General features: G+C 73.4%; 24 protein-coding genes and 1 pseudogene. 10 read left to right on the top strand and 15 right to left on the bottom strand.

The window, feature by feature from the left end; translation table 11 throughout:
• Positions 1 to 20: 20 nt before the first annotated feature.
• The gene (locus tag AC6CKD_RS11250; RefSeq protein WP_498326868.1) at positions 21 to 788 is read left to right on the top strand and encodes a MerR family transcriptional regulator; all 768 of its coding nucleotides are present in this window, start codon (positions 21 to 23) and stop codon (positions 786 to 788) included.
• Positions 785 to 1,621, top strand: a complete 837-nt coding sequence (locus AC6CKD_RS11245; protein ID WP_498326867.1) for a hypothetical protein — start codon at positions 785 to 787, stop codon at positions 1,619 to 1,621. Before AC6CKD_RS11250 ends, AC6CKD_RS11245 begins: the two co-directional genes overlap by 4 nt.
• Positions 1,622 to 1,725: 104 nt before the next feature.
• On the opposite strand, the gene AC6CKD_RS11240 is transcribed toward AC6CKD_RS11245, so the two are convergent.
• The 6 genes from AC6CKD_RS11240 to AC6CKD_RS11215 all read right to left on the bottom strand — a co-directional run bounded on the left by AC6CKD_RS11240 (position 1,726) and on the right by AC6CKD_RS11215 (position 8,255).
• Positions 1,726 to 2,322 carry a hypothetical protein gene (locus AC6CKD_RS11240; protein ID WP_498326865.1) on the bottom strand — a complete coding sequence of 199 codons (597 nt, stop codon included), beginning with the start codon at positions 2,320 to 2,322 and terminating at the stop codon, positions 1,726 to 1,728.
• On the bottom strand, positions 2,319 to 3,491 hold the full coding sequence (locus tag AC6CKD_RS11235) for an MAB_1171c family putative transporter (protein WP_498326864.1): 1,173 nt from the start codon (positions 3,489 to 3,491) through the stop codon (positions 2,319 to 2,321). Before AC6CKD_RS11235 ends, AC6CKD_RS11240 begins: the two co-directional genes overlap by 4 nt.
• Position 3,492: 1 nt before the next feature.
• A complete protein-coding gene (locus AC6CKD_RS11230) occupies positions 3,493 to 4,188 on the bottom strand; it encodes a hypothetical protein (RefSeq protein ID WP_498326862.1) in 696 nt (231 codons plus the stop codon).
• Positions 4,189 to 4,329: 141 nt separating this feature from the next.
• Positions 4,330 to 4,842, bottom strand: a complete 513-nt coding sequence (locus tag AC6CKD_RS11225; protein WP_478688777.1) for an XRE family transcriptional regulator — start codon at positions 4,840 to 4,842, stop codon at positions 4,330 to 4,332.
• A 729-nt stretch (positions 4,843 to 5,571) separates the two neighbouring features.
• Positions 5,572 to 6,474 (bottom strand): AraC family transcriptional regulator, encoded by a 903-nt coding sequence (locus AC6CKD_RS11220; protein ID WP_498326861.1) that lies wholly within the window; start codon positions 6,472 to 6,474, stop codon positions 5,572 to 5,574.
• Positions 6,475 to 6,812: 338 nt separating this feature from the next.
• Complete coding sequence (locus tag AC6CKD_RS11215; RefSeq protein WP_498326860.1) at positions 6,813 to 8,255, bottom strand: RNB domain-containing ribonuclease; 1,443 nt, start codon at positions 8,253 to 8,255, stop codon at positions 6,813 to 6,815.
• A gap of 266 nt (positions 8,256 to 8,521) precedes the next feature.
• Between AC6CKD_RS11215 and yaaA the strand changes: the two genes are divergently transcribed.
• Entirely contained in the window at positions 8,522 to 9,322 is an 801-nt protein-coding gene (yaaA, locus tag AC6CKD_RS11210) for a peroxide stress protein YaaA (RefSeq protein ID WP_498326859.1), read from the top strand.
• A gap of 279 nt (positions 9,323 to 9,601) precedes the next feature.
• Here the strand turns inward: yaaA and AC6CKD_RS11205 are convergent, their stop codons facing one another.
• Both AC6CKD_RS11205 and AC6CKD_RS11200 read right to left on the bottom strand, forming a co-directional pair.
• Positions 9,602 to 10,351: a bifunctional DNA primase/polymerase gene (locus tag AC6CKD_RS11205; RefSeq protein ID WP_498326857.1), complete on the bottom strand. Its 750-nt coding sequence runs from the start codon at positions 10,349 to 10,351 to the stop codon at positions 9,602 to 9,604.
• Positions 10,352 to 10,553: 202 nt separating this feature from the next.
• Positions 10,554 to 11,186 carry a TetR/AcrR family transcriptional regulator gene (locus AC6CKD_RS11200; RefSeq protein ID WP_498326856.1) on the bottom strand — a complete coding sequence of 211 codons (633 nt, stop codon included), beginning with the start codon at positions 11,184 to 11,186 and terminating at the stop codon, positions 10,554 to 10,556.
• A gap of 97 nt (positions 11,187 to 11,283) precedes the next feature.
• Here AC6CKD_RS11200 and ddaH point away from each other — a divergent pair.
• A pseudogene (ddaH, locus tag AC6CKD_RS11195) lies at positions 11,284 to 12,120 on the top strand (dimethylargininase); the annotation flags it as partial.
• Between the two features lie 35 nt (positions 12,121 to 12,155).
• Here ddaH and AC6CKD_RS11190 read toward each other — a convergent pair.
• Both AC6CKD_RS11190 and AC6CKD_RS11185 read right to left on the bottom strand, forming a co-directional pair.
• Positions 12,156 to 13,160, bottom strand: coding sequence for a small ribosomal subunit Rsm22 family protein (locus tag AC6CKD_RS11190; protein ID WP_498326855.1), 1,005 nt, complete (start codon positions 13,158 to 13,160; stop codon positions 12,156 to 12,158).
• A gap of 55 nt (positions 13,161 to 13,215) precedes the next feature.
• The gene (locus AC6CKD_RS11185) at positions 13,216 to 14,532 is read right to left on the bottom strand and encodes a Bcr/CflA family multidrug efflux MFS transporter (RefSeq protein WP_498326854.1); all 1,317 of its coding nucleotides are present in this window, start codon (positions 14,530 to 14,532) and stop codon (positions 13,216 to 13,218) included.
• 108 nt (positions 14,533 to 14,640) lie between these two features.
• Here AC6CKD_RS11185 and AC6CKD_RS11180 point away from each other — a divergent pair, with 108 nt between their 5' ends.
• Together AC6CKD_RS11180 and AC6CKD_RS11175 are read left to right on the top strand one after the other, a co-directional pair.
• Positions 14,641 to 15,411 (top strand): SDR family oxidoreductase, encoded by a 771-nt coding sequence (locus tag AC6CKD_RS11180; RefSeq protein WP_498326853.1) that lies wholly within the window; start codon positions 14,641 to 14,643, stop codon positions 15,409 to 15,411.
• Between the two features lie 75 nt (positions 15,412 to 15,486).
• Positions 15,487 to 16,347 (top strand): PhzF family phenazine biosynthesis protein, encoded by an 861-nt coding sequence (locus AC6CKD_RS11175; RefSeq protein ID WP_498326852.1) that lies wholly within the window; start codon positions 15,487 to 15,489, stop codon positions 16,345 to 16,347.
• Positions 16,348 to 16,463: 116 nt separating this feature from the next.
• Here the strand turns inward: AC6CKD_RS11175 and AC6CKD_RS11170 are convergent, their stop codons facing one another.
• The 3 genes from AC6CKD_RS11170 to AC6CKD_RS11160 are packed head-to-tail and all read right to left on the bottom strand — an operon-like array spanning position 16,464 to position 19,550.
• The gene (locus tag AC6CKD_RS11170; RefSeq protein WP_498326850.1) at positions 16,464 to 17,387 is read right to left on the bottom strand and encodes a heme ABC transporter ATP-binding protein; all 924 of its coding nucleotides are present in this window, start codon (positions 17,385 to 17,387) and stop codon (positions 16,464 to 16,466) included.
• Positions 17,384 to 18,532 carry a FecCD family ABC transporter permease gene (locus AC6CKD_RS11165; RefSeq protein WP_498326849.1) on the bottom strand — a complete coding sequence of 383 codons (1,149 nt, stop codon included), beginning with the start codon at positions 18,530 to 18,532 and terminating at the stop codon, positions 17,384 to 17,386. Before AC6CKD_RS11165 ends, AC6CKD_RS11170 begins: the two co-directional genes overlap by 4 nt.
• A 1-nt stretch (position 18,533) precedes the next feature.
• Positions 18,534 to 19,550, bottom strand: a complete 1,017-nt coding sequence (locus tag AC6CKD_RS11160) for a heme/hemin ABC transporter substrate-binding protein (RefSeq protein WP_498326848.1) — start codon at positions 19,548 to 19,550, stop codon at positions 18,534 to 18,536.
• Between the two features lie 156 nt (positions 19,551 to 19,706).
• On the opposite strand from AC6CKD_RS11160, the gene AC6CKD_RS11155 reads away from it, so the two are divergent.
• The 3 genes from AC6CKD_RS11155 to AC6CKD_RS11145 all read left to right on the top strand — a co-directional run bounded on the left by AC6CKD_RS11155 (position 19,707) and on the right by AC6CKD_RS11145 (position 23,716).
• Positions 19,707 to 21,329 (top strand): HtaA domain-containing protein, encoded by a 1,623-nt coding sequence (locus tag AC6CKD_RS11155; RefSeq protein ID WP_498326847.1) that lies wholly within the window; start codon positions 19,707 to 19,709, stop codon positions 21,327 to 21,329.
• A gap of 253 nt (positions 21,330 to 21,582) precedes the next feature.
• Positions 21,583 to 23,046: an HtaA domain-containing protein gene (locus tag AC6CKD_RS11150; protein ID WP_498326845.1), complete on the top strand. Its 1,464-nt coding sequence runs from the start codon at positions 21,583 to 21,585 to the stop codon at positions 23,044 to 23,046.
• 19 nt (positions 23,047 to 23,065) lie between these two features.
• The gene (locus tag AC6CKD_RS11145) at positions 23,066 to 23,716 is read left to right on the top strand and encodes a PhzF family phenazine biosynthesis protein (protein ID WP_498326844.1); all 651 of its coding nucleotides are present in this window, start codon (positions 23,066 to 23,068) and stop codon (positions 23,714 to 23,716) included.
• A gap of 111 nt (positions 23,717 to 23,827) precedes the next feature.
• Here AC6CKD_RS11145 and AC6CKD_RS11140 read toward each other — a convergent pair whose 3' ends face one another.
• Positions 23,828 to 24,475 carry a biliverdin-producing heme oxygenase gene (locus AC6CKD_RS11140; RefSeq protein WP_498326843.1) on the bottom strand — a complete coding sequence of 216 codons (648 nt, stop codon included), beginning with the start codon at positions 24,473 to 24,475 and terminating at the stop codon, positions 23,828 to 23,830.
• 145 nt (positions 24,476 to 24,620) lie between these two features.
• Positions 24,621 to 25,478 carry a type I methionyl aminopeptidase gene (gene map, locus AC6CKD_RS11135; RefSeq protein ID WP_498326842.1) on the bottom strand — a complete coding sequence of 286 codons (858 nt, stop codon included), beginning with the start codon at positions 25,476 to 25,478 and terminating at the stop codon, positions 24,621 to 24,623.
• 59 nt (positions 25,479 to 25,537) lie between these two features.
• Here map and AC6CKD_RS11130 point away from each other — a divergent pair, with 59 nt between their 5' ends.
• Positions 25,538 to 25,789 (top strand): hypothetical protein, encoded by a 252-nt coding sequence (locus tag AC6CKD_RS11130; RefSeq protein WP_498326841.1) that lies wholly within the window; start codon positions 25,538 to 25,540, stop codon positions 25,787 to 25,789.

The following is a 25,789-nucleotide window of genomic DNA, read 5'->3' as shown; positions in this document are numbered from 1 at the left end:
GCAGGGTTTCTACTGGACCCGTGCGGATCGGAGAGATCGCCGCGCTCGTCGGGGTCACGACCCGGGCGATCCGGCACTACCACCACGTCGGCCTGCTCCCCGAGCCGGACCGGCGCCCCAACGGCTACCGCGCCTACGGCGTGCGCGACGCCGTCCGGCTGGCCCGGGCACGCCGGCTGACCGAGCTCGGGCTCAGCCTCGACGAGGTGCGCGACGTGCTCGCGGACGACGCGGGGCGCGAGCCGGCCGAGGTACTGGCCGAGCTCGACGCCGACCTCGCCCGCCAGCAGGCCGAACTGGCCGAGCGCAGGCGGCGCCTCGCCGTGCTGCTCGCCGCCCCGCCCGGGGAGACCGAGCCCGTGTCGCCCGTGCTCGCGGAGCTGCTGGCCAGGGCGCCCGCGACGGCCTCGCCGTCCGCCGCGCTCGACCGCGAGCACCTGAGCCTGCTCGACGCCTCGGGCGCCGTGGGGGAGGAGCTCTACACCCTGCTCGGGACGGTCGCCGCCGATCCGGCCGTGCTCGCGCTGTACGAGCGGCTCGACGAGCTCGCCGACGCGGCCGAGGACGATCCCCGGATCGGGCCGCTCGCCGGGGAACTGGTGGCCGCGGTGCCCGCCGAGGTGTTCGCGGCGGTGGCGGCGACGGAGGGGGCCGCCGGGCCGCGGGCGGTGCCGGGCTTCCTGGAGGCCCTGCTCGCCGAGTACGCCCCGGCGCAGGCGGAGGTCGTCCGCCGGGTGACGGAAGCCTTCACGGACAGCGCCGGGCGGACGAAGCGGGGCCGGGAATGAGCGCGATCCGGGCGGCACGGACCGGGGTGGCCGCCGTGCTCCCCGCGGAGCTGGCGCTGGTGGTCTGCGTGGCCGCCGGAGTGCGCCCGCCCGGCTGGGTGCTCGCCGCCGCCGAAGCGGTGGTGCCGGCGGTCCTCCTCCTGGAGGCGGGCGTCCTGTACTCCCTGTACGCCGCCTCGCGCGCCCGCGGCACCGACCCGGGCGAGGCCCGCCGCGAGGCCGTACGGGCCGTGGTCCCCGTGACCGTGCGCCGCCTCGTGCTCCACGAGCTGCGCGCGTCCGCCTCGCTGGCCCGCTGGGCGCTGCGGCGGCCGCCGCACGGGGCCCGCGCCGGAGACCACGCGGCCCCGTACACCGGACCGCAGACGGCCATGATGTACGGGCTGGTGTTCGTGTCGCTGATCGAGACGGTGGCGCTGGCCTTCCTGATCCCCTGGCCGGCCGTCCACCGGGTGGTGCTCGTCCTCGACGTGTACGGGGTGCTGCTGATGCTCGCGCTGCACGCGGCCTGCGTCACCCGGCCGCACGTGGTGGGCTCCGACGGGACCCTGCGCATCCGCTACGGAGCCCTCTTCGACCTGACCGTCCCGCGGGACGCGTTGGCCTCGGTCCGGGTGGACCGGCGCTACCCCGAGGGACGGCTCGTCACCCTCTCCGAGGACGGGGTGCTCGACCTGATCGTCGGCAGCCAGACCACCGTCACCGTGGAACTGACCCGCCCGCTCGCCTTCCGCCGCCCGCTCGGCGCCCGCGCCGAGGCCCGCGTCATCCGCTTCCACGCGGACGAGCCGCGCGCACTGGTCGACGCACTGCGGCAGCCCGTACCCCCGTGACGGGCTGTCGCAGTGCCGACCGTGTGCGCCGAGCGTGACAAGCCGGAGCGCGCCTGTCTTGTCGAAAACGGCACGGCTCGAAAACAGTGGGGCGGGCGCCCGGCTCAGCGGACCAGCGCGAAGGTGGCGGCCGCGACGGCCGCGCCCACCGCGGCGCCCACGACGACCTGCGCGAGGGTGTGGTCCTTCAGCTCGACCCGGGACCAGCCGACGACGGCGACCAGCGGGTAGGCGAGCAGCAGCCAGGGCCCGTAGGTCATGGCGAGCATGGCGACGCTCCCGGAGGAGACGGCCGCGTGCACGCTGATCTTCCAGGCGGGGGTCACGGCGAGCAGGGCCGCGAGGGTGACCAGCATGGCCGCGATCAGCGCGATCATCGTGCGGGGGGAGCCGAGGAGCGCCATCAGCAGGATGCCGGTGGCGACCGAGCCGATGATGAACACCATCACGGTGATGCGCTGTTGGCGCTGGCCGACGTGCCGGTCGGCCCAGCGGCCGCGCCGGATGCCGTACTTGATGAAGACCAGCGGGATGACGGCGGCGAACAGGCAGCCGAGGAGTCCCCAGCCGATCCCGGCGAGGCCGGCGGTGTGCCAGCCGATCAGGACGGTGTCGGCGATGATCCAGGTCTTGGGATCGAGCCCGTCGGTGATCAGGCGGGCGGATCGGGACTCGGTGGGCTGGGTGAGCGTGGCGGTCACGCCGTCGCCTCCTGGCTGGTCGTGGTGAGGAAGTCGTCGGCCACGGCGGAGTGGTAGATCCGGGCGAGCTGGATGAGTCGCAGTACTTCGGTGCTGAAGTCGAGTTCGTCGGTCCCGACGGTGGCCGCCGGCTCCTGCGTGCCGCGGACCGGCAGGACGCCGCGGGCCTTGCCCTCGCGGGCCGCCCGCAGCCAGAGGGCTTCGGCCGCCGGGCTCGTCGCCGGGTCGAATCCGGCCTCCAGGGCGGCGCGGTGCGCGCGCTCGCGGACGTCGCCGGCGGTGTAGGCGTCGAGGGTCAGGGCGGCGTCGCGGATCTCGATCACCCGCCGGTACAGCCGCAGGCGGGGGCTGCGCAGGACTCCGGTCTTCAGGACGATGTCGGGGGTCACCGCGGTCAGGTCCTGCCAGAGCGGCTGGAGCTGCCGGTGGTGGCGGCCGTCCTGGACGGTGCGCCAGGCCACGCCGAACGCCGGGATGCTGCTCCCGATGAGGATGAAGCCGATCGCCAGGTACTTCAGGGCGTCCGTGACGTTGTCGACCGCGGTGTCGCTGGTGTCGTCCGTGAGGCCCGCGAGACGGCTCGCGATGTACCCGGCCCGCAGCAGGGTGTAGAGCACGCCGACGGCGGTTCCGATGCCCATGAGGCGGACGCCGGTCCGCAGCCACAGGGCGCTGGCGTGCCGGGCGCTGCCCCAGAAGAGCCAGGTGGCGGTGGCCATGGCGATGCCGAGGTAGACGACGAAGAGGAGGTAGTAGACCGTCGCCCAGCCGTTGCCCGCGGTCTCCTCGAAGAAGTCGGTCATCTCGCGGGGCCGCGGGACGAAGAACACGAAGAGCACCGCCATGGCCGTCATCGCGGTCAGGGCGGCGTAGTGGCGGGCCCGCAGCCGGCGGCCGGTCTCCGGGCGGGCGATGGCGACGACGAAGTCGACGACCGCGCCGGCCGCGATCATGCCCAGCCAGTGCTTGAAGAGGGTGGAGAGGTTGTTGACTCCCGCCCAGTCGTCCAGGGTGCGCATCACGCCGGGGAGGCGGAGCGTCATGGAGACGGTCAGGGCGGCGAAGGCCGTCCACAGGGCCCGCTGTTTGACCGAGCGGACGGCGGAGGGGGCGCGCCAGACCGTCACCGTCCAGAGCATGGCCAGGATGGCGATTTCGAGGTGTTTCACTTCACGACCACGTATTCCGAACGGGGTGCCCGAGGGCGTCATGGAGCCGCACGAGACGGTCCTCGGCCTCACTGGAGGTCGACTGCGTCGTGTGGTAGCGGCCGGCCCGCTCGTGGATGAGCGTGGCCAGGGTCTCGGCCTGCCGCTCCTGCGGGCTGGCGAACTTGCTCCGCCCCATGAGGTGCGCCAGGCGGTCGATGTCGAGGCCGAGTTCCTCGTCGATCGATTCGCTGACGCGGGCGACGTTCCTGATCCGGGCCGCCTCGGTGCGGATGATCTCGGCCACGGGCAGCTCGGGGCGGTCGAGTCCGGAGACGGCCGTGTGCGTACGCGTCAGCAGGCGCTGGAAGTGCTCGGAGGCCCGGGCGATCTCCTGGTCCGACGCCTGTTCGGGGATGTCGAGTTCGGGAGCGACGTGGCCGAGCAGCATGTGCGAGATCTCGTGGAGGACGATCTGCACCTTGAGGATCTCGGCCGCGACGGCGTCGTAGAAGACGAGGTCGGCGACGTCCAGTCCGAGCCATATCCCGCAGGGCAGGGCCGGGTCGGGGGGGCCGTCGAGGGGCAGCAGGATCAGCGGCCGGCCGCGCTGCGCGGCTATGCCCTCGCAGAAGGCTTCGAGGTCGAACGGCCGGGGGATGACGAGCCGGTCCGCGACGGCGGCGCACTCCGCGTCGGCGCGCTTCCACCAGCGCATGGTCGCCCTCCCCGCCGTCGTCGCCCAGTCCGCACACCCGATCGGGTTTGAGAGTAACCGGAAGCGCAGCAGGGGCTCACTGAGGGCGGGTCGGTGGCCGGAATACGACTGCTCGGGTGAGGTGCGTGGCCGATTCGCGCCTCAGGACTCCTTGCCGCGGCGGCGCCGCGGCTTCACATCCGGAAGCCCTTCGGCCTTCCGGAGCTGCTTGATCAAGCCGGTGACGGACCGCATGGACCCGGCGGACAACCCGCTGAGACGGAAGGCCGCGGCCTTGACCTGCTCGTCCTCGAGGACCTGGGCGAACTCGTCGGCCGCGGCGGCCTTGCCCATCTCCTCGCGCAGCCGCATGATCCGCTCCTCGATCCGCTGCTCGATCGCCTGGGCGTTCTCGCCGTCGGCCAGGTATCCGACGGTGACGCCGAAGAAGTTGGCGATCGCGCGGATCGAGTCGATGCCCGGGTTCGGGTTGTTGTTCAGGCGGATGGTCTGAACGGTGCCGTGCGAGACGGAGGGTCCGGACAGCTTCTTGGTGCCCTCGGCGATCTCCTGGTACGTGTACGGACCGCGGCCCGCCGGATGGATCGTCTCGATCAAGAAGCCGAGGCGGTCACCCATGGTGTCCCGCCGGCCGGTGGGGGTCTCCTCACCCATCACCGTCACTGCTCCCGTCTGCTGCTGGATCCGATGGTCCAGTACTAAATCATCACCGGCATTATCTACTGGCCTAGATGGCTTTCGCCACACAGTGCAACGAAGTGCGTCTACCCAGCTAGCGGACCCCGGGGAATGTGACCCACGTCATATTGCCCTCGGGGTGCCCCGCGGGACCTTGACAGGGCATGTGTGCCGCGGCGTATCTTCGTCCAGCCGTCTAGCCCACTAGATGGAGCGGCGCTCAATCGCTCGACGCACCGCGTCTAGCCGACTGAGCGGCGGAACCGGTGGGCGCAGGACGGAAGGGGGAGGAGTCGCGATGCCGCCACGGCGGCAGGCTCCAGACGCAGGACCAGGGGGGCGGAGCGCTCGCCCGCGGGCTGGGGTACGGGGGTCCTCAGCCCAGGGCGGGCGAACCGCTCGCCGACGGGAGCCGACGCCCGCCGGCGGGGTCCGGCGGAATCCAACGGGGGAGCCGCCGCCGGACGGCACGGTCCGCCGCGCCCCGGGACGCGATCCGAGGCGCGCCCCGGGCCGCGACCCGCCGGGCGCGGCGGCCGGCCTGGGCCGCCTCTTTCGGATCTTGCCTGGCCCGCGCCGCCCGGCACCGCACCTCGCCGCACTGCCGGGGCACCCGAGTACGTCCAGTACGCGGGAGCCCCGGCAGCGCGGCGAGGCACGGCACCGGACGACGCGGGCCTGACGGCCAGATCCGAAAGAGCCGGCCTAGCCGGCCAGCATCACGCTGCTGACCCGGCCCGCCATCCGGTCCAGGGCCGAACCCGGCGCCAGGCCGCCCCGCAGCAGGACGAACCGGGACGGGGGCAGCCCCGTCATCGCCTTCACCTCGCGGCTCAGGTGCGCCTGGTCGTGATAGCCGCAGGCCGCCGCCACCTGTGCGGCCGCCGTTCCCGCCGCCAGCATCCGCAGTGCGTGCTGCAGCCGGAACACGCGGGCCATGGCCTTGGGGGAGAGGCCCACCTGTTCGCGGAACCGCGCCCGTACGGTCCGGGCGCTCCACCCCGTCGCGGCACTCACCCGGGCCAGGGAGCCGCTGTCCGTCCAGAGCCCGGAGAGGGCTCCGTCGACCTCGGGCGCGGTGCGGGGGCCGCCGTCGAGGCGGGCGTGGAACAGCGCGTCGAGCAGGGCGAAGCGCTCCGTCCAGGAGGGGAGCGCCCGGAGTCGTTCGGTGAGGTGGCCGCCCTGCGGTCCGAGCACCTCCACCAGGTCCACGTGGGCGTCCTCGAAGTGCCACATCGGGATGCCGAACAGCCGGTAGCAGCCCTGCGGGGTCATGTTCACCTCCAGCCCGTGCACGACCCCCGCGTGCACCCCGATCGCCGGCACCGTGCGCGGGCCGCTGATCATGGCCCGGGCGGCGGGCCGCGGCCGGGCCTCGGCGAGGTCCTCCGTACGGGAGACCCACAGGCCCTCGGAGAAGTTGAAGACCAGCGTCACGCAGCCGGTGGGCAGCTCCAGGCGGCGCCTCGGGGCGGTGAACTCGGTGTGGAACCCCGTGTAGTTGATGATGACCGACCGCAGTGCGGCGGCCGGCGGGCGGCGGCGCGCCGATCGGCGGCCCGCGGCGGCGGGCATCGCGCGTACGTCGAAGACGTCGACCGAGCCCATGTCCGGTCCCTCCCCCCGCTGTTGCGCGGCCGGTGATACCGCGCGGTCGGCCGATGATGCCAGGTCACGGGACGCGATGACCAGAGCGTTCCGCCAGCGGATCACCCCCGCCAGCGGATCACCCCCGACGGCAGCGCGGAGCGTCCACCGCCGACGCCCGCACTCCGCGCCGGCCTGGGCCGTCTCCTTCGGATCTTGCCTGGCCCGCGCCGCCCGGCACCGCACCTCGCCGCACTGCCGGGGCACCCGAGTACGTCCAGTACGCGGGAGCCCCGGCAGCGCGGCGAGGCACGGCACCGAACGACGCGGGCCTGACGGCAAGATCCGAAAGAGACGCCCTAGGCCGGCACGAAGAGCACCTTCGCCCGCCCCGGATCCGCCTCCGTCAGCCGGACCCTGATCCGGTCGCCCAGCGGTAGCTCCGCCGAGGCGGACTCGACGCGGCCGATCACCGCCGGGTCCGCCAGGTGGACCGTGCCGACCAGCGGCTCCCGGTCCTTGACGTCGATGACCGTCGCCTCGAAGGTCTCCCCGACGCGGTCCTTGAGCAGCGCCGCCTCCACCAGGTCCACGGACTCCCGCTCCGCCGAGTTCGCCAGCCGGGTTCCGTCCGACATCTCCTTCGGCAGGGCGTCGAGCGCCTCCAGCGCCCACCCCGGGGGCTCGGTCCCGGCGACGGCCGCCACGCAGAGCTCGCCCGTGTACCGGTCGACGAGCCGGCGCAGCGGCGCGGTGCAGTGGGCGTACGGGGCCGCGACCGCGGCGTGCAGCACGGGGTCCGGGGACTCGCCGCCGGTGAAGACCGTGTAGCCGGCGCCGCGCAGCAGGGTGGTGCACTCCTGGAGGAAGGCGGCGTGGGCGGACCGGTGCGGATCGAGCCCGCGCACGAGCTGCGCGTACGGGACGTGGTGCGGCCACTCGATCCGCAGGGCCTTCGCCGCCCGGCGCAGCCGCCCGACCGCTCCGTCGGGGGCGGACGGCAGGGTCCGCAGGATGCCGGTCCCGGCGGCGAGCATCAGCTCGGCGGCCGCCATGCCGGTCATCAGGGAGATCTGCGCGTTCCAGCCGTCGGCCGGGAGCGGAGCCCGGTAGGCGAGGCTGTACGAACCCCCGTGCTCCACGATCTCCTGCTCGGGCACGTTCAGCGAGATCCCCCCGCGCTCCGCCTCCAGGGCCTCGCGCAGCCGCCCGATGTCCCGCAGCAGGGCCAGCGGCTCCTCGGCGGTGCCCGCGTCGATGGCCTTCTGGACGCCGCCGTAGTCGAGCTTGGCCCGGCTGCGCACGAGCGCGCGGCGCACCCCGGTGCTCTCCACCCGCCCCTCGGCGTCCAGGTCGAGCCGCCACAGCAGGGCCGGGCAGGTCTGGTCGGGGAGCAGGCTGGCGGCGCCCTCCGAGAGCACGGCCGGGTGCAGGGGGACCTTCTCGTCGGGGAAGTAGAGGGTGGTGACCCGGCGGTGGGCCTCGGTGTCGATCGCGCCGCCGGGGGTGACGTAGGCGGCGACGTCGGCGATGGCGTAGTGGACCCGGTAGCCGCCGGAGGCGCGCTTCGCCAGGTGCATGGCCTGGTCCAGATCGCGTGAAGTCGGCGGATCGATCGTGAAGAAGGGGATGTCGGTGGCGTCGAAGTCCGGCAGGAGGGGGCCGCGTACCGCGCGCTCGGCCTCGGCGAGTACGGGCGCCGGGAACTCCTCCGGCACCTCCAGCTTCGTCCGCAGTTCACGCAGCGCGGCCCGCAGAGCAGCCCCGTCTGCGCCGGTCATGATCATATGACGGCGTGGCATGAGCCGAGCCTAGGGGGTGTCTTGCCGATCAGGCCGGATCAGGGAGCGGTGTCTGGTGTCGTGCGTCGCAAGGCCGAGGAGGGAGGCGACGCGGAGCGTCGTCGACCGACGAGAAGGCGGCGGGGCGCGGCACCAGACACCGCGAGCCCGGCCTGATCGGCAAGACACCCCCTACGGCCGGTGGGCCCGGGCGGCACGGCGAGCCGTCTACCCTGGTCGGGGGCCGCACCCCCGCTGCTGTGCCGCCCGTCCGAAGGAGAACCACCGTGCTCGTGCTGCTGCCGCCGTCCGAAGGAAAGGCCGCCGGCGGCTCCGGCGCACCGCTGAAGCCGGAGACGCTCTCGCTGCCGGGGCTGGCCGCGGCCCGGGCCGCGGTGCTGGAGGAGCTGGTCGAGCTGTGCGCGGGCGACGAGCTGAAGGCCCGCGAGGTGCTCGGCCTGAGCGAGGGCCTGCGCGGCGAGGTCGCCAAGAACGCGGAGCTGCCGACGGCGGTCGCCCGCCCGGCCGGGGAGATCTACACGGGCGTCCTCTACGACGCGCTGGGCCTGTCGACCCTCTCGCCCGCGGCGGCGTCCCTGGCCGGGGAATCCCTGCTGGTCTTCTCGGGCCTGTGGGGAGCGGTCCGGGTCGCGGACCGCATCCCCTCCTACCGGTGCTCGATGGGCGTGAAGCTGCCGGGGCTGGGGGCGCTGGGCGCGTTCTGGCGCGAACCGATGGCGTCGGTGATGCCGGAGGCGGCGGGGGAGGGGCTGGTCCTGGACCTGCGGTCCTCGGCGTACGCCTCCGCGTGGAAGCCCAAGGGAGAGGTGGCGGGCCGCACGGCCACGGTCCGGGTGCTGCACTCCCAGATGGTGGACGGGGTGGAGAAGCGGTCGGTGGTGAGCCACTTCAACAAGGCCACCAAGGGCCGCCTGGTCCGCGACCTGCTGTCGGCGGGCGCCGTCCCCGCGTCCCCGGCGGAGCTGGTGACGGCCCTGCGGGACCTGGGCTTCACGGTGGAGGCCGCAGCCCCCGCGAAGCCGGGCAAGCCATGGTCCCTCGACGTGGTGGTCACCCAGATCCACTGATCTGGGGCTGCGAGTGGGGCCCCGGCCGACACCCCGCCCCACCCCGCCCCCGTCCCCGACCCGGGCAGCTTCGAGGCCCTTCAGCCGTCCGGCGCCTGAGGACCGGGTCCGGGCAGCGCCCGGGGAACGGTGGAAGGGCGGGTAGGGGACTTCGCCCCCGCAGGGCCGACCTACCCGCAGTCGTGGGCCCACGCGGCGCGGGGGTCGGGGATACGCCCCGCGGAGGCCGCCCGCCCGGGGCTCGGCGGCGCCGGGCCGGTCAGGTCCGGGCGGCAGCCGTCAGCGGCCCAGGGGCCAGGCGACCGCGGCCGGGGTGTGGTCCGAGGCGCCGGCGTAGGTGGCGCACGCGTCCGTGAGGGTTTCCAGCAGGGTCAGCGGATCGACGAGCGGATGCTCCATGCCGCGGAGCCAGGTCACCGAGAGGTCCCCCGGCAGGGCGGCCGGCGGCACCAGTACGTAGCTGCCCCGGCAGTGCCAGCGCAGCCCGGGGTGCTCGTCCATCGTCTCGGGGTGGCAGTCCAGTTCGCAGGGCCACCACTCGTCCTCGTCCTCGGGCGTCCCCCGGGTCGCGGTGAAGAAGAGCATCCGGGCCTGGTCGCCCGTACCGCCGGACTCGGCGACCGGGCCGACCTCGATGCCGGCGGCCAGCAGGCGCTCCAGCGCGCTGTGCCCGGCTTCCAGGGGGACGTCCAGCACGTCGTGGACCATGCCGGTCGCGGTGATGAAGTTGGCCGCGGGCTGGTTGCGCGCCCAGCGTTCGACCTGCGCGCGGTCCGTCGTGGACTGCGTCTGCCAGGCGAAGGAGATGGGGTGTCGTGCGGGCGTCGGACAGCCGATCCGGTCGCACGAACACCGGTAGCCGGCGGGATGCGCGGCGGGCGAGATCGGCAGACCCGCCGCGGCGACGGCCAGCAGCAGGGCTTCGCGTTCCCGTGCGGGGTCCTCGGCGTCGGGTTTCGGCTTGCGGCGCAGCCACTGGGAAATCCTGCTCTGCTCGCCGCGTTTGACGCGGCCCGACTCAGACCCCATCTATCCCCTCACCTACACCATTGCCCCGGCAGACCCTCACATGTTCCCACCATCCTGGGCGCCGGGTGACCGCACCCCCCGACCAGGACTCCCACATAACCATAGAAATCGGCCATATGTTCTCGGCCATCAGAGGCTCATGACTTATCCCACCCCGGTCCCGACCGGCTCCCACCCCGGCCCTGCCGGGTCCCGCCCCTGGTCAGGGCCTCGCGCCGGCCCCGCCCAGCACCGAGTCCACCAGCGCGTCCGCATACGCGTGCGTGAGCGGCGCCGTGCGCAGCAGCCAGCGGTAGGTCAGAGGTCCGAGCAGCATCTCGACGGTCAGCCGCAGATCGGTGTCCGGCGGGAGCTGTCCGGCCTCGCGGGCCGACCGCAACCGCTCCTCGTACAGTGCGAGCTGGGGCTCCAGCAGCTGCTCGGTGAAGCGTGCCCCGAGCTCGGGATCGGTGGCGCCGGCCGCCGTCAGGGCGCGCGCGGGGGCCGCGTACCGCTCGTCGGCGAACTCGTCCACCGTCGCCCGCAGTACGTACTTCAGGTCGGCGGCCAGGTCCCCGGTGTCGGGGAAGCCGGTCCAGGCACCCTCGGACCGCGCGTCCCCGGCGAGCGCGACCGAGGCGTCCAGCAGGACCGCGGCCTTCGACGGCCACCAGCGGTAGATGGTCTGCTTGCCGACTCCGGCGCGGGCGGCGATGGCCTCGACGGTCAGCTTGTTGTAGCCGACCTCCCCCACCAGGTCGAGCGCGGCGTCCAGGATGGCCCGCCGCGAGCGGTCGCTGCGACGCGTGGCGTCCGGGGACCGGGGGGCGGAAGCGGGGAGAGGGCTGGAGCTCATTTCGGCAACTTATCAACCACGAACCGCTCGTCTTTCAGCCGTTCGGGAAACCACCCGGTCAGTTCACTGCGCCGTCCTCGTCGAGGAGAGACGATTCTCTTCTCATCACCGTGAGGAGCCTGCATTGCGCAGAGACGCCACACCCCGGCGCTACCTGATGTGCCCACCCGCGCACTTCAAGGTCACGTACTCCATCAACCCGTGGATGGACCCCACGAAACCGGTGGACCTGCCCCTGGCCATGGCCCAGTGGGAGGACCTCCGCGACCGCTACCTGGCCCTCGGCCACACCGTCGAGACCCTGGTCCCCGACCGCGGTCTGCCCGACATGGTCTTCGCGGCGAACGGCGCCCTCGTCGTCGACGGCCGGGTGCTGGGCGCGCGGTTCGCCCATCCCGAGCGGGCCGCCGAAGCGGAGATCCACCTCGACTGGTTCCGCGCCCACGGGTTCCAGGACGTTCACGAGCCGTCCCACGTCAACGAGGGCGAGGGCGACTTCGCCGTCACCGCCACCTACATCCTGGCCGGCCGGGGCTTCCGCTCCAGCCCGCTCTCGCACGACGAGGCCCAGGAGTTCTTCGGCCGCCCGGTCATCGGGCTCGATCTGGTCGACCCGCGCTACTACCACCTGGACACGGCCCTGTCCGTGCTCGACGGCGACGAGGTCATGTACTACCCGGACGCCTTCTCCGAGGGCAGCCGGGCGGTCCTGCGCCGGCTCTTCCCCGACGCGCTGATCGCGCAGGCCGAGGACGCGGCCGCCCTCGGGCTCAACGCGGTCTCGGACGGCCGGCACGTGCTGCTCCCGCAGGAGGCGACCGGACTCCTCGCGCCCCTGCGGGCGCGAGGGTTCGAGCCGGTCCCGATGGACCTGGGGGAACTGCTCAAGGGAGGTGGCAGCGTGAAGTGCTGCACGCAGGAGCTGAGGCCCTAGGCCGGCTCCTACGGGCCTGAGCCTCTCCTTGGGGCTCAGGCCCCCTGCGGAGGCGGCCACTCCTGGCCCCAGTCGGCGTCCCGCGCGGCCTTGTACAGGTCGCCGTGGCGCTTGGTCACGTTGACCCGGGTCTGGCCCTCGGACTCGGGTCCGCACAGCTCCAGCAGCACCAGCCCCTTCCGGAGCTGCGGCCTGCGCGTGATCCGGGAGGCGGCCGGCTCCACCGGGAAGCGGGTGGCGGCCACGTAGCTGAACTTCTCGTCCTCGTAGGACAGCGAGCCGCCCTTGACCAGGCGGTGCAGGGAGGAACGGCTGACCCGGGTCGAGAAGTGGCACCAGTCCTTGCCGACCTCGATCGGGCAGGTCCCGTCGTGCGGGCACGGGGCCGCGACCCGCAGTCCGGCCTCGATCAACTGGTCGCGGGCCTCGCGGATGCGCAGGTACCCCTCGGGCGTGCCCGGCTCGACCAGCACCACGGCCTGACCGGCCCGCGCCGCCTCGGCGACGACCTCGCGGCGGGCCTCCGGGGTCAGTTCGCCCAGGACGTACGAGACCGTCACCAGGTCCGCGTCGGGGAGCGCCAGACCGGCCCCGATGACGGTCCGCCGCCACTCGGCGGCCCGCAGCGTGGCGGAGGAGGAGGCCGCGGCCAGCTCCTTGCCGAGGAGCAGGGCCGGGTCCGCCCAGTCCAGTACCGCCGTCTCGCGGCGCCCGCCCCAGGTGGCGTCCGCCGCCCAGGCCGCCGCGCCGGTGCCGCCGCCCACGTCCACGTGCGAGGCCGGGGACCAGCCCGGGGCCGCCCCGGCGAGCCCGTCCAGGGCGGACCGTACGGCCTCGAAGGTGGCGGGCATCCGGTACGCCGCGTACGCGGCCACGTCGGAGCGGTTGCGCAGGACGGGCGTGTCGGTCGGGATCTCGCCGCGGTAGTTGGCGATCAGCCGCTCCACGGCAGCCGTGGCCTGCTTCTGCGGGAGGCCGTCGAGCAGGCCCGCGAGGGCGCTGCGCAGGGTTTCGGCGGTGGTGGTGGCGGTGTCGTTCACCCGCCAAGTTTACGGGGCCGGGCCGGCTGCGAAGCCCGTGCCCGGCCCCGGCCGGTCAGACCGTCGTGGGGCTCGGCCGCCAGGGGCGGCACAGGACGACGAAGCAGAGGACCGCGAGGAGGGAGCAGGCCGCCTGGACCACGGCCATCGGTACCGCCGTGTCCTCGCCGGCGATGCCGACCAGGGGGGAGGCCACCGCTCCGACCAGGAAGGAGGAGGTGCCGAGCAGGGCGGAGGCCGAGCCGGCCGCGTGCGGGGTGCGCATCAGGGCCTGCGCGTTGGTGTTCGGCAGCACCAGGCCCATCGCGGACATCAGGACGAACAGCCCGGCGCAGACCGCGAAGAGCCCGACCTCGCCGAAGACCCCGGCGGTCATGAGGAGCAGGGCGGCCGAGGCCGCCATGATGACCGCGAGCCCGTACCCCAGCACCTTGTCCAGGCTGACCCGGCCGACCAGCAGCTTGCCGTTGATCTGGCCCACCGCGATCAGGCCGAGGGAGTTGACGCCGAACAGCAGGCTGAAGGTCTGGGCCGAAGCCCCGTAGATCTCCTGCACGACGAACGGCGAGGCGGAGATGTACGCGAACAGCGCCGCGAAGGAGAACCCGCCGGCCAACGTGTAGCCGGCGAAGACCCGGTCGGCCAACAGTCCGCGCATGGTCCGCAGCGCGGCGCCGACCCCGCCGGTCTGGCGCCGTTCGGGCGGCAGCGTCTCGTCGAGCCTGCGCCAGACCAGGACGGTCAGCAGGGCCCCCACGACGGTGAGGACGAGGAAGACCCCCCGCCAGTCGGCGAAGCGGAGCACCTGGCCGCCGATGAGCGGGGCGACGATCGGCGCCGCGCCGGATATGAGCATCAGGGTGGAGAAGAACCGGGCCATCTCGACCCCGTCGTACAGATCGCGTACGACGGCCCGCGCGATCACGATCGCGGCCGCGCCGGCCAGGCCCTGGAGCAGCCGGAAGCCGATCAGCAGCTCTACGGTCGGGGCGAAGGCGCAGATGGCCGTGGCGAGGACGTAGACGACCATGCCGATGAGCAGGGGGCGCCGACGGCCCCATTTGTCGCTCATCGGGCCGATCACCAGCTGGCCCAGAGCCATGCCGGCCAGGCAGGCGGTCAGGGTGAGCTGGACGGTCGCGGCCGGGCTGTTCAGGGCCGTGGTCACCGTCGGCAGCGCCGGCAGGTACATGTCCATGGACAGCGGGGGGAGCGCGGTGAGCCCGCCGAGGATGAAGGTGACGAGCAGCCCCGTCCGGCGGGCGGCCGCCAGGGGGGCGGTGAGGGCGGGGGAAGGGGAGGGGGTCGAGTGCGACGCGTCGTGCGAGGACGCTGTCTTCGAGGGCGCTGTCACGGGGCCTCTCTCCGGCATACGGAAGCTCCAGTCCTATCGTCATTTCTCAGCACCCCTGCCGCCCCATGCTCTCAGCTATCGGAACGTTCCGGGACGGGCGGAGCGTGTGACGTAACCTGCGGCCCCATGAACGCACGTGTGAAGCAGATCGCCGTAGTGACCGGAGCCGGATCCGGAATCGGCCGCTCCGTGGCCCTCACCCTCGCCGCCGCCGGATGGGCCGTGGCCGTGGCCGGCCGCCGGACCGGGCCGCTGGAAGAGGCGGCCGAGGCGGCCAGGGCCGCCCACCCGGACGCCGACGTGCTGTGCGTACGGGCCGACGTGAGCGATCCGGACGACGTGGCGGCGCTGTTCGAGACGGTGCGCGAGCGCTACGGACGGATCGACCTGCTCTTCAACAACGCCGGCACCTTCGGCCCGGCCGGGGTCGCGCTGGAGGACATCTCCTACGAGGCCTGGCGCTCGGTGGTCGACGTCAACCTCACCGGCTCCTTCCTCTGCGCGCAGGCGGCCTTCCGGGTGATGAAGGCCCAGGACCCGCAGGGCGGACGCATCATCAACAACGGCTCCATCTCCGCGCACGTGCCCCGGCCGAACTCGATCGCGTACACCGCGACCAAGCACGCCATGACCGGCCTGACGAAGTCCCTGTCGCTGGACGGGCGCCCGTACGGGATCGCGTGCGGGCAGATCGACATCGGCAACGCGGCCACCGAGATGACCGAGCGGATGCAGACCGGGATCATGCAGGCCAACGGACAGCTCGCGGTGGAGCCCGTCATGGACGCGGCCGACGTGGCGCGCACGGTGCTGCACATGGCGGAACTCCCGCTGGGGGCGAACGTGCAGTTCGCGACGGTGATGGCGACGGCGATGCCGTACATCGGGCGCGGCTGACGCGTGCGCCGGCCGCGGCCGATCTTGTACCGCCCAAGGGGGAATGGCCGCCCGGGGGCCGGGGTTGTGGTGATCATGACTATCGACGTACTGAGCTACACCGCCTTCTCCGACGACCCGGAAGGCGGAAACCCGGCCGGGGTGGTGCTCGACGCGAGCGGCCTGGACGAGGCGGCCATGCTCGAGATCGCCGCCGAGGCGGGCTACAGCGAGACGGCCTTCCTCACCGCCCCGCCCGAGGGGCTCGGCGGGGAGCGGGGCCGGGCCTTCTCCGTGCGCTACTTCAGCCCGAAGGTGGAGGTCCCCTTCTGCGGGCACGCCACCGTTGCCACCGCCGTCGCGCTCGGCGAGCGGATCGGGCCCGGCGAGCTGCTGTTCGCGACCCCGGCCGGCACCGTGCCGGTGTCCGTGACCCGGGAGGGCGGCGGGCTGCGCGCCACCCTGACCAGCGTCGAACCGCACACCGAGGACCTGGACCCGGCCGACCTCGCCGAGGCGCTGGCCGCGCTGGACTGGCCGGCCGCCGACCTGGACCCGCAGTTCCCGCCGCGGATCGCCTACGCCGGCGCCCGCCACCTGGTGATCGGCGTCGCCACCCGGGCCCGGCTCGCGGACCTCTCGTACGACTTCGCCCGGCTGGAGGCGCTGTTGCGGCGCCTCGACATGGTCACCGCGCAGCTCGTGTACCGGGCGGGCCCGACGGAGTTCCACGTACGCAATCCCTTCCCGGTCGGCGGCGTCGTCGAGGACCCGGCGACCGGCGCGGCCGCGGCCGCCTTCGGCGCGTACGCGCGCGAGACCGGCCTGGTCCCGGCCGACGCGGTCCTCACCCTCCACCAGGGCGCCGACATGGGCCGCCCGGGCGTGCTCACGGTCGAGCTGCGCTCCGGCGACCCCCGCGTCCGGGTCGGCGGGGCCGGGACCCGGATCCCGTAACGACGGCGAAGGCCGCGCGGACCAGGTCCGCGCGGCCTTCAGGTGCCGCGCGGTGCACCCTTCGCGCCCCGGACGCGGGGCCGTTGCGGGCGCCCCGCGCAGGCCCCGTGACCGGGTCAGGCCGAGGTCAAGCCCCGGTGGCCGTGGCCGTTGCGTACGGCGGGACGGCCGGGCCCCGGTTCACCGGGCTCCTCGTCCCGTACGGGGACCACCAGCGGGGCCCCGGTGCGCGGGTGGGGGAGGACCTCCACCGGCTGGCGGTAGACCCGGCTCAGCAGCCCGTCCTCGAACACGTCCGCCGGCGGGCCGTCCACCGCGATCCGGCCGTCGTGCAGCACGGCCACCCGGTCCGCGTACGCCGCCGCCAGGCCCAGGTCGTGCAGGACCACCACGACCCCGTCCCCGGCCGCCGCCCGCTCCCGGCAGATCCGCAGCACCAGCTCCTGGTGGCGCAGGTCCAGGGCCGCCGTGGGCTCGTCGAGCAGCAGCAGCGGGGCCCGCTGGGCCAGTACGCGGGCCAGCGCGACCCGGGCCCGTTCGCCGCCCGAGAGCGCCGAGAACGGGCGGGCCGCGAAGCCCGTCACCTCGGTGGCGGCCATCGCCGCGGCCACCGCCTCCTCGTCGGAGTCGGCCAGTTCGGTGTCCGCCCAGGGTGCGCGGCCCATCCGTACGACGTCCTCCACCGGGAAGGGGAAGGCCAGCGCGGCCGATTGGGGGAGCACCGCCCGGCGCAGGGCCAGCTCGGGGGCCGGCCAGTCGCCCACCGGGCGCCCGTCGATCCGCACCTCCCCGGAGGCGGCCGGCAGGTCCGCGGACAGGGCCGCCAGCAGGGTCGACTTGCCCGCGCCGTTCGGCCCGACCAGGGCCAGCACCTCCCCGGCCCGCACGGTCAGCCCGATCCCGGCGAGCACCTCGCGCCCACCGAGCCGTACGCGCAGGTCCGCGACCTCGGCCAGCGGCGCGCCGGGGGCGGGCCGGGCGGGGACGGCGCGCCCCCGCCCGCGGAGCGCGGCGAGGCCGGAACGGAACCGGACGCTCATGCCCAGCCTCCTTGCTTGCGGCGGGTGCGGCGCAGCAGCCAGAAGAAGAACGGGCTGCCGAACAGGGCGGTCAGGACGCCGAGCGGCAGCTCGGCGGGCTGGGCGAGGGTCCGTGCGGCCAGGTCCCCGGCGACCAGCACCACGGCTCCGGCGAGGGCGCTGCCGGGCACCAGGAACCGGTGGCCCGGACCGTTGGCCATGCGCAGCAGGTGCGGCACGAGCAGCCCGACGAAGGCGATGATCCCGGCGACGGCGACGGCGGCCGCCGTGAGCAGCGCGACGACCAGGATCAGCGCGAGGCGCAGCCGCTCCACCTCCACGCCGAGATGGCGGGCGGGGCGCTCGCCGAGCGACAGCAGGTCCAGCTTGCGGGAGTACAAGGGGGCGATGACCAGGCCGGTCAGCGCGCAGGGCAGCACGGCCAGCACCTTGGGCCAGGTGGCCTGGGCGAGGGAGCCGAGCTGCCAGAAGGTGATCTGGTTCACCTGGCCGCTGTCCGCGAAGAAGATGAACAGGCCGATCAGGGCGCCCGCGAAGGCGTTGACGGCGATGCCCGTCAGGATGAGGGTGACGACCTCCGTCTTGGGGGGCTTGCCGCCGTTGCGGGAGAGCAGGTAGACGGCGCCGACGGTGATCAGTCCCGCGACGAACGCGCAGGCGGTGATGGTCCAGTTGCCGAAGAAGGTCAGGCCCAGCCCGATCGCGGCGACCGCGCCGACGGCCGCGCCCGCCGAGATCCCGATGACCCCGGGCTCGGCCAGCGGATTGCCGAACACCCCCTGCATCAGCGCCCCCGCGCAGCCGAGGCTGGCCCCGACGAGCAGGGCGAGTACCACGCGCGGCAGCCGTACGTTCCACAGCACGCTCTCCCCGACCCGGTCGAGGGGGGCGCCCCCGAGCCCGAGGCGGTGCCGCACCGACCCGACCACGTCCCCGAGCGGGATCTCGTAGGCACCCACTCCGGCGGAGACCAGCGCGAGCAGGACGAGTGCGACGGCCAGCGCGGCGGTGAGCCAGGCGGAGCCCCACCGCCGCCGGGGCGGTGCGCCGGCGGCGGTGGGGGCGCCCCGGGACGCCGACCGCCCGGGAGCGGGAAGGGGGCCCGCTCCGGGCGGCGTCCCGGGGGCTTTGGAGGAGAGGGACACGTCAGGAGGCCTTGCCGTAGAGCTGGGTGATGAGGGAGGTCAGGACCTGGTCGGTGCGCGGGCCGTAGTTGAGCAGGACCCCGTCGTCCACGGTGATCACCCGCCGGTCCATGCCCGCCGGGGTCTGGGCCACTCCCGGAATCTTGACCAGCCCGTCCACGCCGCCGACGGACTCCAGGCCCTTGGACATGACGAGGATGGCGTCGGGCGCGGCGGCCGCCAGGGCCTCGCTGGTGATCGGGGTGAAGTCCTTGCCGAGCCCCGACTCCGGGCCCGTGTCCAGTGCGCCGGCCGCCTCCAGCAGGGAGCCGGCGCCGGAGTCGGAGCCGCCCATCAGGTACACGGAGGCCGTGCCGCGCAGGTAGAGGAAGGCCACGCGCGGCTTCTTGCCCGAGGCGGGCAGGGTCTTGCGGGCGGCGGCGATCCGGTCGGCGGTGCGCTGGTTCAGCTGCGCGCCGGCCTCCTTGACGCCCAGTGCGGCGGCCACGGTGTCGGTGCGCTCGGCCACGTCCTCCAGGGATTTGGCCGGGGCCACCACCAGGAGCGGGACGCCCGCGTCGCGGATCTGCTGGATCGCCTCGGCGGGGCCGGAGGTGGTCTCGGCCAGCACCAGGGTCGGGCGCAGCGACAGCACGCTCTCGGCGGACACGTCGTGGCCCCGCGTCACCACCGGGAGCTCCGCGGCCTGTTCGAAGGTGGCGGTGATGTCCTTGGCGACGACCTTGGGACCGAGTCCGAGGGTGTGCACGATCTCGTTGAGACCGCCCGTCAGCGGCACCACCCGGTCCGCCGAGGTGACGGTGACCCGGGCGCCGTCCGCCGAGGCCACGGTCGCCGGAAGGACGGGCACGGGCGCAGGGGCGAGCGGTTCCACCCGGTCCGGGACGGCCGGGGCGCCCGCTCCGGTGGGGGAGGGGGCGGCCGTACCTCCGCAGGCGCTCACGCCGAGTGCCAGGACCACGGAGGTCAGGGCGACGGCGAAGCGGGACATGCGGGTTGAGGCGGCGGGCGTAGGCACGAAGGCACCGTCCTGATCGTCCGACTGGGGTGGTGGACCCGGTTCGCTGGGAGTGGGGACCCGGTTCGAGGTTCCGGGTGCCAGGGGGTTTCACACCCGGCCGAACGTAGCTTAGGTTAGCCTAACCTCGCTCGCTAGACCCTGGAGGGGACATTCATGTCGGCAAGACCCACCCGTGCGTCCGCCGTCGCCCTGCTGGCGACCCTGGCGGCTCTGGGGGCCGTCCTGCTCCCGGCGACCGCCGCCCAGGCCGCGGCCCGCACCGTGGAGGGCGGCCGACTCGACTGGGGCATCAAGTCCTCCTTCCAGAGTTACGTCACCGGTCCGGTGGCGAAAGGCGGGTTCAAGCTGAAGAACGGGGCCGCCACGGCCGGTGGCAGCCTGTTCCGCTTCCATTCCGCGAGCGGCTCCTACGATCCGGACAGCGGTTCCCTGGAGGCCTCCTTCAGCGGCGGCGTCTCCTTCCAGGGCCACCAGAAGGCGGACGGCACGTACGAGCTGGACATGAGCGTCAGCCGCCCCACCGTCAAGATCAGCAGCGGCGGCGGCACCCTCTACGTGGACGTCTCCAGCAAGGCCAAGGAGGGCGGAGCGGTCACCACCGCCTCCCAAGTGCCCTTCGCCAAGCTGAGCCTGGGCGGGGTGAACATGAAGGGCGGCGGCAGCCCCGTCGCCCTCGCCAACATCCCGGCCACCCTCACCGACCAGGGCGCCAAGGCCTTCGCCGGCTACTACGCGGCGGGCGCGCAGCTCGACCCGGTCTCGCTCTCCGTGGACGTCAAGGCCGCTCCCCCGGCCGCCGAACAGCCCGCCTCGCCGGCGCCCTCGCCGAGCACCCCGGCCGCCTCGCAGTCCCCGCCGGCCGCCGGGCAGTTCACCGACGCGGCCGTGGACTGGGGGGTGCGGCGCACCTTCCGCGAGTACGTCTCCGGCTCCATCGGCCAGGGCAAGTGGGAGCTGGCCGAAGGCGCCCAGGACGGCGGCGCGCTGTTCCGCTTCCCCCAGGGCAAGGGCGCGTACGACGGCGCGAAGGGCACCCTCGACGCCGCCTTCGCCGGGTCCGTGCACTTCACCGGCGCCCACCTCGACCTGAAGCTCTCGAAGGTCACGGCCAAGGTGGAGAACGGCAAGGGCGTGCTGTCCGCCGACGTCACCAGCGGCACGGACACCAAGCCCGCCGTCCCGCTCGTGGAGTTCGACGCCAAGGGCCTCACGACCGAGGGCGGCCTCGCCACCCTCACCGAAGCCCCGGCCACCCTGACCGAGGGCGGGGCGGCGGCCTTCAACTCCATGGCCGCATTCTCTGCGTACGGGTCCGGCACCGAGATGGACCCCGTCTCCCTCGCGGTCGCCCTCGACGCCGCCGCGAAGCTCCCGGCCCTGCCGAACCTCGGCTCGACGGCCACCCCCGCGGCCCCGCCGGCCCCGGCCGCGTCCCCGGCTCCGGCCGCCGCCGCGAAGGAGTCCTCGAACACCGGGCTGTACGCCGCCCTCGCGGTGGCCGTGCTCGTCCTCGCCGGCGGAGCGGCCTTCCTCGTCCTCCGCAACCGCCGCAAGGAACCGGCCCCGTCGACCCACACCGACCAGGTGCCGGCCCCGGCCGAGCACACCTCGACCGAGGCCCCGTCCCCGGCTGCGGGCGCCGAGACCCCGGCTCCGGCCCCGGGCACCGAGGCCACGGCGGCTCCGGCTCCGGCCCCGGGCGCCGAGGCTCCCGCCCCCGGCGCCTCCGAGTTCCCGGACTCCTCCGGGGCCGACGGAGCCGCCCCGCGCGGCTGACCCGCGCCCCGAACCCGTACCGCCCGCACGGCCCGTACCGGCGGGCCCCTACGGCCCGCATCCGCCGGGCCCCGCACCACCCCCGCTCCGCGGGCCGGGTCCGCCCGAAGCCGCCCGGCCCGCAAGCCCCGTACCGAACCGACCCGCAAGCCCCGCTGGACCCGTACCGCCAGGGCTCGGCTTCGCCCTGCCCCGGCAGGCCCCGCACCGCACTCTTCCGCCTCCTCACACCCCCGTTTCAGGAGACCCCGCCATGTCATCCACCCGTCGTCCCCTCGCCCTCGCGGCCGCCGCGGCCACCGCCGTGGCGATCGGCGCCACCGCCTTCGTCCTGCCCGCCACCGCGGCGGGCAGCGCACCGGCCGCCCCCGCTGCGCAGGGCACCCGCGCGGCGATCCCGGTCGTCGGCGGCACCCTCGACTGGGGTCTCCTGAAGAGCTACCGCACCTACGTCACGACCATCGCCCAGGGCGAGATCACGGTCGCGGACGGCGCGAAGAAGACCGACGAGGGCTTCACCTTCGGCTCGGCCACCGGCCAGTACGACCCGGCCACCCACCTCGTGACCGCCGCCTTCAAGGGGAGCGTCACCTTCACGTCGGCCGCGCACCGCTTCGAGGTGAAGCTCGCGAACCTGCGCATCGACACCGGCAAGAAGATGCTGATCATCGACGTCACGCGGGACGGCGTGCTCACGAAGGACGTCGGCTTCGCGAAGGTCGCCTTCACCGGGCCGTCGATGGAGGGCCTGGCCACCACCCTGACCGCCGACGCCGCCAAGCTCCTCGGCTCGGACGGCTACAAGGACAAGGCGGGCGACCCGCTGACTGCCGTACTGGAGTTCCCGCCGCCGCCCTCCCACAGCCCCTCCCCGTCCGCCTCCCCGTCCGCCTCCGCCTCGGCTTCCCCCTCGCAGAGCGCGTCCCCGTCGGCGTCGGTCCCGGCATCCCCCTCCCCGTCGAAGCCGGCCTCCCCCTCGCCCTCCGCCTCCGCCAGCTCCCCGGCGACCGGCGGCCCGCAGCAGATCCTCGGCGGCAAGCTGGCCTGGGGCATCAAGGAGTCCTTCCGCAGGTACGTCCAGAGCGCGGGCGGCACCGTCACCCCGGCGGACGGTGCGCTCGCGAACGGCGACAGCTTCGCCTTCGCCGGCGGCAAGGGCACCCTCGACACCAAGGCGCAGAAGCTGAACGCCACGTTCGAGGGCAACCTGCGCTTCCAGTACGCGGCCCACGGCATCGACATGACCTTCGGCAACATCCGCATCAACGCCCAGGGCGCCAAGGGCACCCTGGTCCTCGACGTGAAGACGGCCGCCGGGGTCAAGGCGGACATCCCCTTCGCCACGCTCGACCTCGGAGAAGCCGACTACAAGACCAAGGACGGCGTGCTCACCCTGAACGCCGTGCGCACCGCACTCACGGCCGAGGGCTCCGCGGCCTTCGCCAACGACACCACCGGCTCCATGTACCCGGCGGGCACCCGGGCGGACGACGTGAACCTGACCGTCTCCGTGGACAAGGACGCCGTCCTGCCCACGAGCCCGGCTGGCACCGGCGGCGCCGGTACCTCCGGCGGCACCGGCACCGTCGGGGGCGGCCTCGCCGCCACCGGCGCCGAGATACCGGCCGGCGCGCTGCTCGGTTCCTCCGCCGCCATCATCGCGGCGGGCGCGGGCGCGGTGTTCGTCGCGCGCAGGCGCCGCACGGCCCAGAACTGACCCGTGCTTCAATTCCGGCGTGAACGATCTAGACGTCCTCAGGGTCTTCTGCGCGGGTGACGGCAGCCACGGCAACGCGCTCGGTGTCGTACGCGACGGCCGGTCCTGCCCGGACGACGCCTCCCGGCAGGCTTTGGCGGCCGAACTCGGCTACAGCGAGACGGTGTTCGTCGACGATCCAGAGCGCGGGATCGTCGACATCCGCACCCCCGGCACCCGGATGTCCTTCGCCGGGCACCCGTTGGTCGGAGTCGCGTGGCTGCTCGACGTCGAGGAGCTCCAGCCCCCGGCGGGCGCCGTATGGGCGCGCGACGACGGGGAGTTCACCTGGATCACCGCCCGCCCCGAGTGGGTCGAGGGCAAACGCACCGAGCAGTACGCCGACGCCGCCGAGGTGGACGCGCTGCCCAGTCCGCCGCCCGGCGAGGGCTGGCTGTACGCCTGGGCGTGGGAGGACGAGGCCGCGGGCCGGATCCGGGCCCGCGGGTTCCCGCGCCGCCCCGACGGGGCGATCGCCGAGGACGAGGCCACCGGCTCGGCGGCGATCCTGCTGACGGCCGAACTGAACCGCGCCCTGAACATCACCCAGGGCGCCGGCTCCCAGATCCTCACCGCCCCGGGCCCGGACGGCACCGTGGAAATCGGCGGCCGCGTCCGCTTCGCCGACTGAGGCGCGGAGGCGGGGGGTCTGGGGCGAAGCCCCAGGAGCCTCGGGCGCAGCCAGGAAGGGGGGTGGACCCGATGGGCCCACCCCCCTTCACCGTCCAGCCCGCCGCAGGCGCTACGCGCTCAGCGGGAACTGCTCGCCCAGCTCGCGGAAGACCGCGCCGTTGAAGTCGAAGGCGCGCTTGCACTCGTCGATGATGCGCTGCTTCTCCAGGTCGTCCGCGGCGATCGCGTCCAGCAGCTCGCGGTAGGTCCGCTTGAAGGCGGCCGGGTTGGAGATGTCCGCGAAGACGTAGAAGCGGACGCCGTCGCCCTTGCGCTCGAAGCCCCAGGTCCGCTCCGCCTTGTCACGGATGATCTGGCCGCCGGAGAGGTCGCCCAGGTAGCGGGTGTAGTGGTGGGCCACGTACCCGCCCGGCCAGGAGGCGGCACACTCGGCAACCCGGGCCGCGTAGGCCTCGGTCGCGGGCAGCGCGACCAGGGTCTCGCGCCATTCGGGACCCCGCAGGTGGGCCAGGTCCCGCTCGATCTCGGCGAGGCGCATCAGCTCGGGCTGTATGAACGGGCCGGCGACCGCGTCGTCCTTGAGGGCCTCGGTGGCGTCCTCCAGGGCCTTGTACACGAACCAGAGCTGCTCGGTGTAGCGCGTGTACGCGTCCACCCCGAGCCGGCCGCCGAGCAGGTCGCTCATGAACGTCGAGGTCTCTGCCTCGGTGTGCTGCTCGTGCGAGGCGACACGAATGACGGTGGAGAAGGCGTCCAAGGCGGACCTCCGAGAATTCGGAAGAAAAGGGGGCCGGGTGTGGCGGCCGTGCCGCCACACCCGATCCTCCTACTTAGGCTTACCTAAGTCAATGTGTTCCCGACGCCTTGTCGGTAAAAACCTCCGCGAGGTGACTTTCCCCGGGTCAGGGGAGCGTAAGGATCTCCGCCCCGGTGTCCGTGACCACCAGTGTGTGCTCGAACTGCGCGGTCCGCTTGCGGTCCTTCGTGACTACGGTCCAGCCGTCCTCCCACATGTCGTACTCGTGGGTGCCCAGGGTCAGCATCGGCTCGATGGTGAAGGTCATCCCGGGCTCGATGACGGTGGTGGCGTGCGGGCTGTCGTAGTGCGGGACGATCAGGCCGGAGTGGAAGGACGAGTTGATCCCGTGACCGGTGAAGTCCCGGACGACGCCGTACCCGAAGCGCTTCGCGTACGACTCGATGACCCGGCCGATGATGTTGATCTGCCGGCCCGGCCGGACGGCCTTGATGGCCCGGTTCAAGGACTCGCGGGTGCGCTCCACGAGCAGCCGCGACTCCTCGTCCACGTCCCCGCACAGGTACGTCGCGTTGTTGTCGCCGTGCACCCCGCCGATGTACGCGGTCACGTCGAGGTTGACGATGTCGCCGTCCCGCAGGACGGTCGAGTCGGGGATGCCGTGGCAGATGACCTCGTTGAGCGAGGAGCACAGGGACTTCGGGAAACCGCGGTAGCCCAGCGTCGAGGGGTAGGCGCCGTGGTCGCACATGTACTCGTGGGCGACCCGGTCCAGCTCGTCGGTGGTCACCCCCGGCGCGATCAGCTTGGCGGCTTCTTCCATCGCCTGGGCGGCGATCCGGCCGGCGATGCGCATGGCCTCGATGGTCTCGGGCGTCTGCACCTCCGGTCCGGTGTACGGAGTGGGTGCGGGCTTGCCCACGTACTCGGGCCGGCGGATGTTTCCGGGAACGGAACGGACGGGAGTGAGCTCGCCTGGTACGAGCAGCGACTGGCCAGACATACGAGCGAGTGTATCGAGCGGGTATGGGGCAGCATGGCGACAGAGAGAGGAGCCTGACAATGGCCCTGTTCAAGAAGCGCCAGGTGGGCAAACCCGGCGAGTGGTACTACTGCCTGGTCCACAAGAAGGTCGAGGAAGGCCCCGAGTGCCCGGCGAAGGACCGTTTCGGCCCCTACGCGACACCCGAAGAGGCGAACCACGCCATGGAGACGGCGCAGGAGCGCAATCTCGAATGGCAGAACGACCCCAAGTGGAACGACAAGAGCCGCGAGAGCGAAGAGGGCACGGATACGGGTACGGCCACGCCGTAG

The sequence above is a fragment of the Streptomyces sp. GQ60 genome, assembly GCF_059758875.1.
This window is presented reverse-complemented; position numbering and strand designations above follow the sequence as displayed.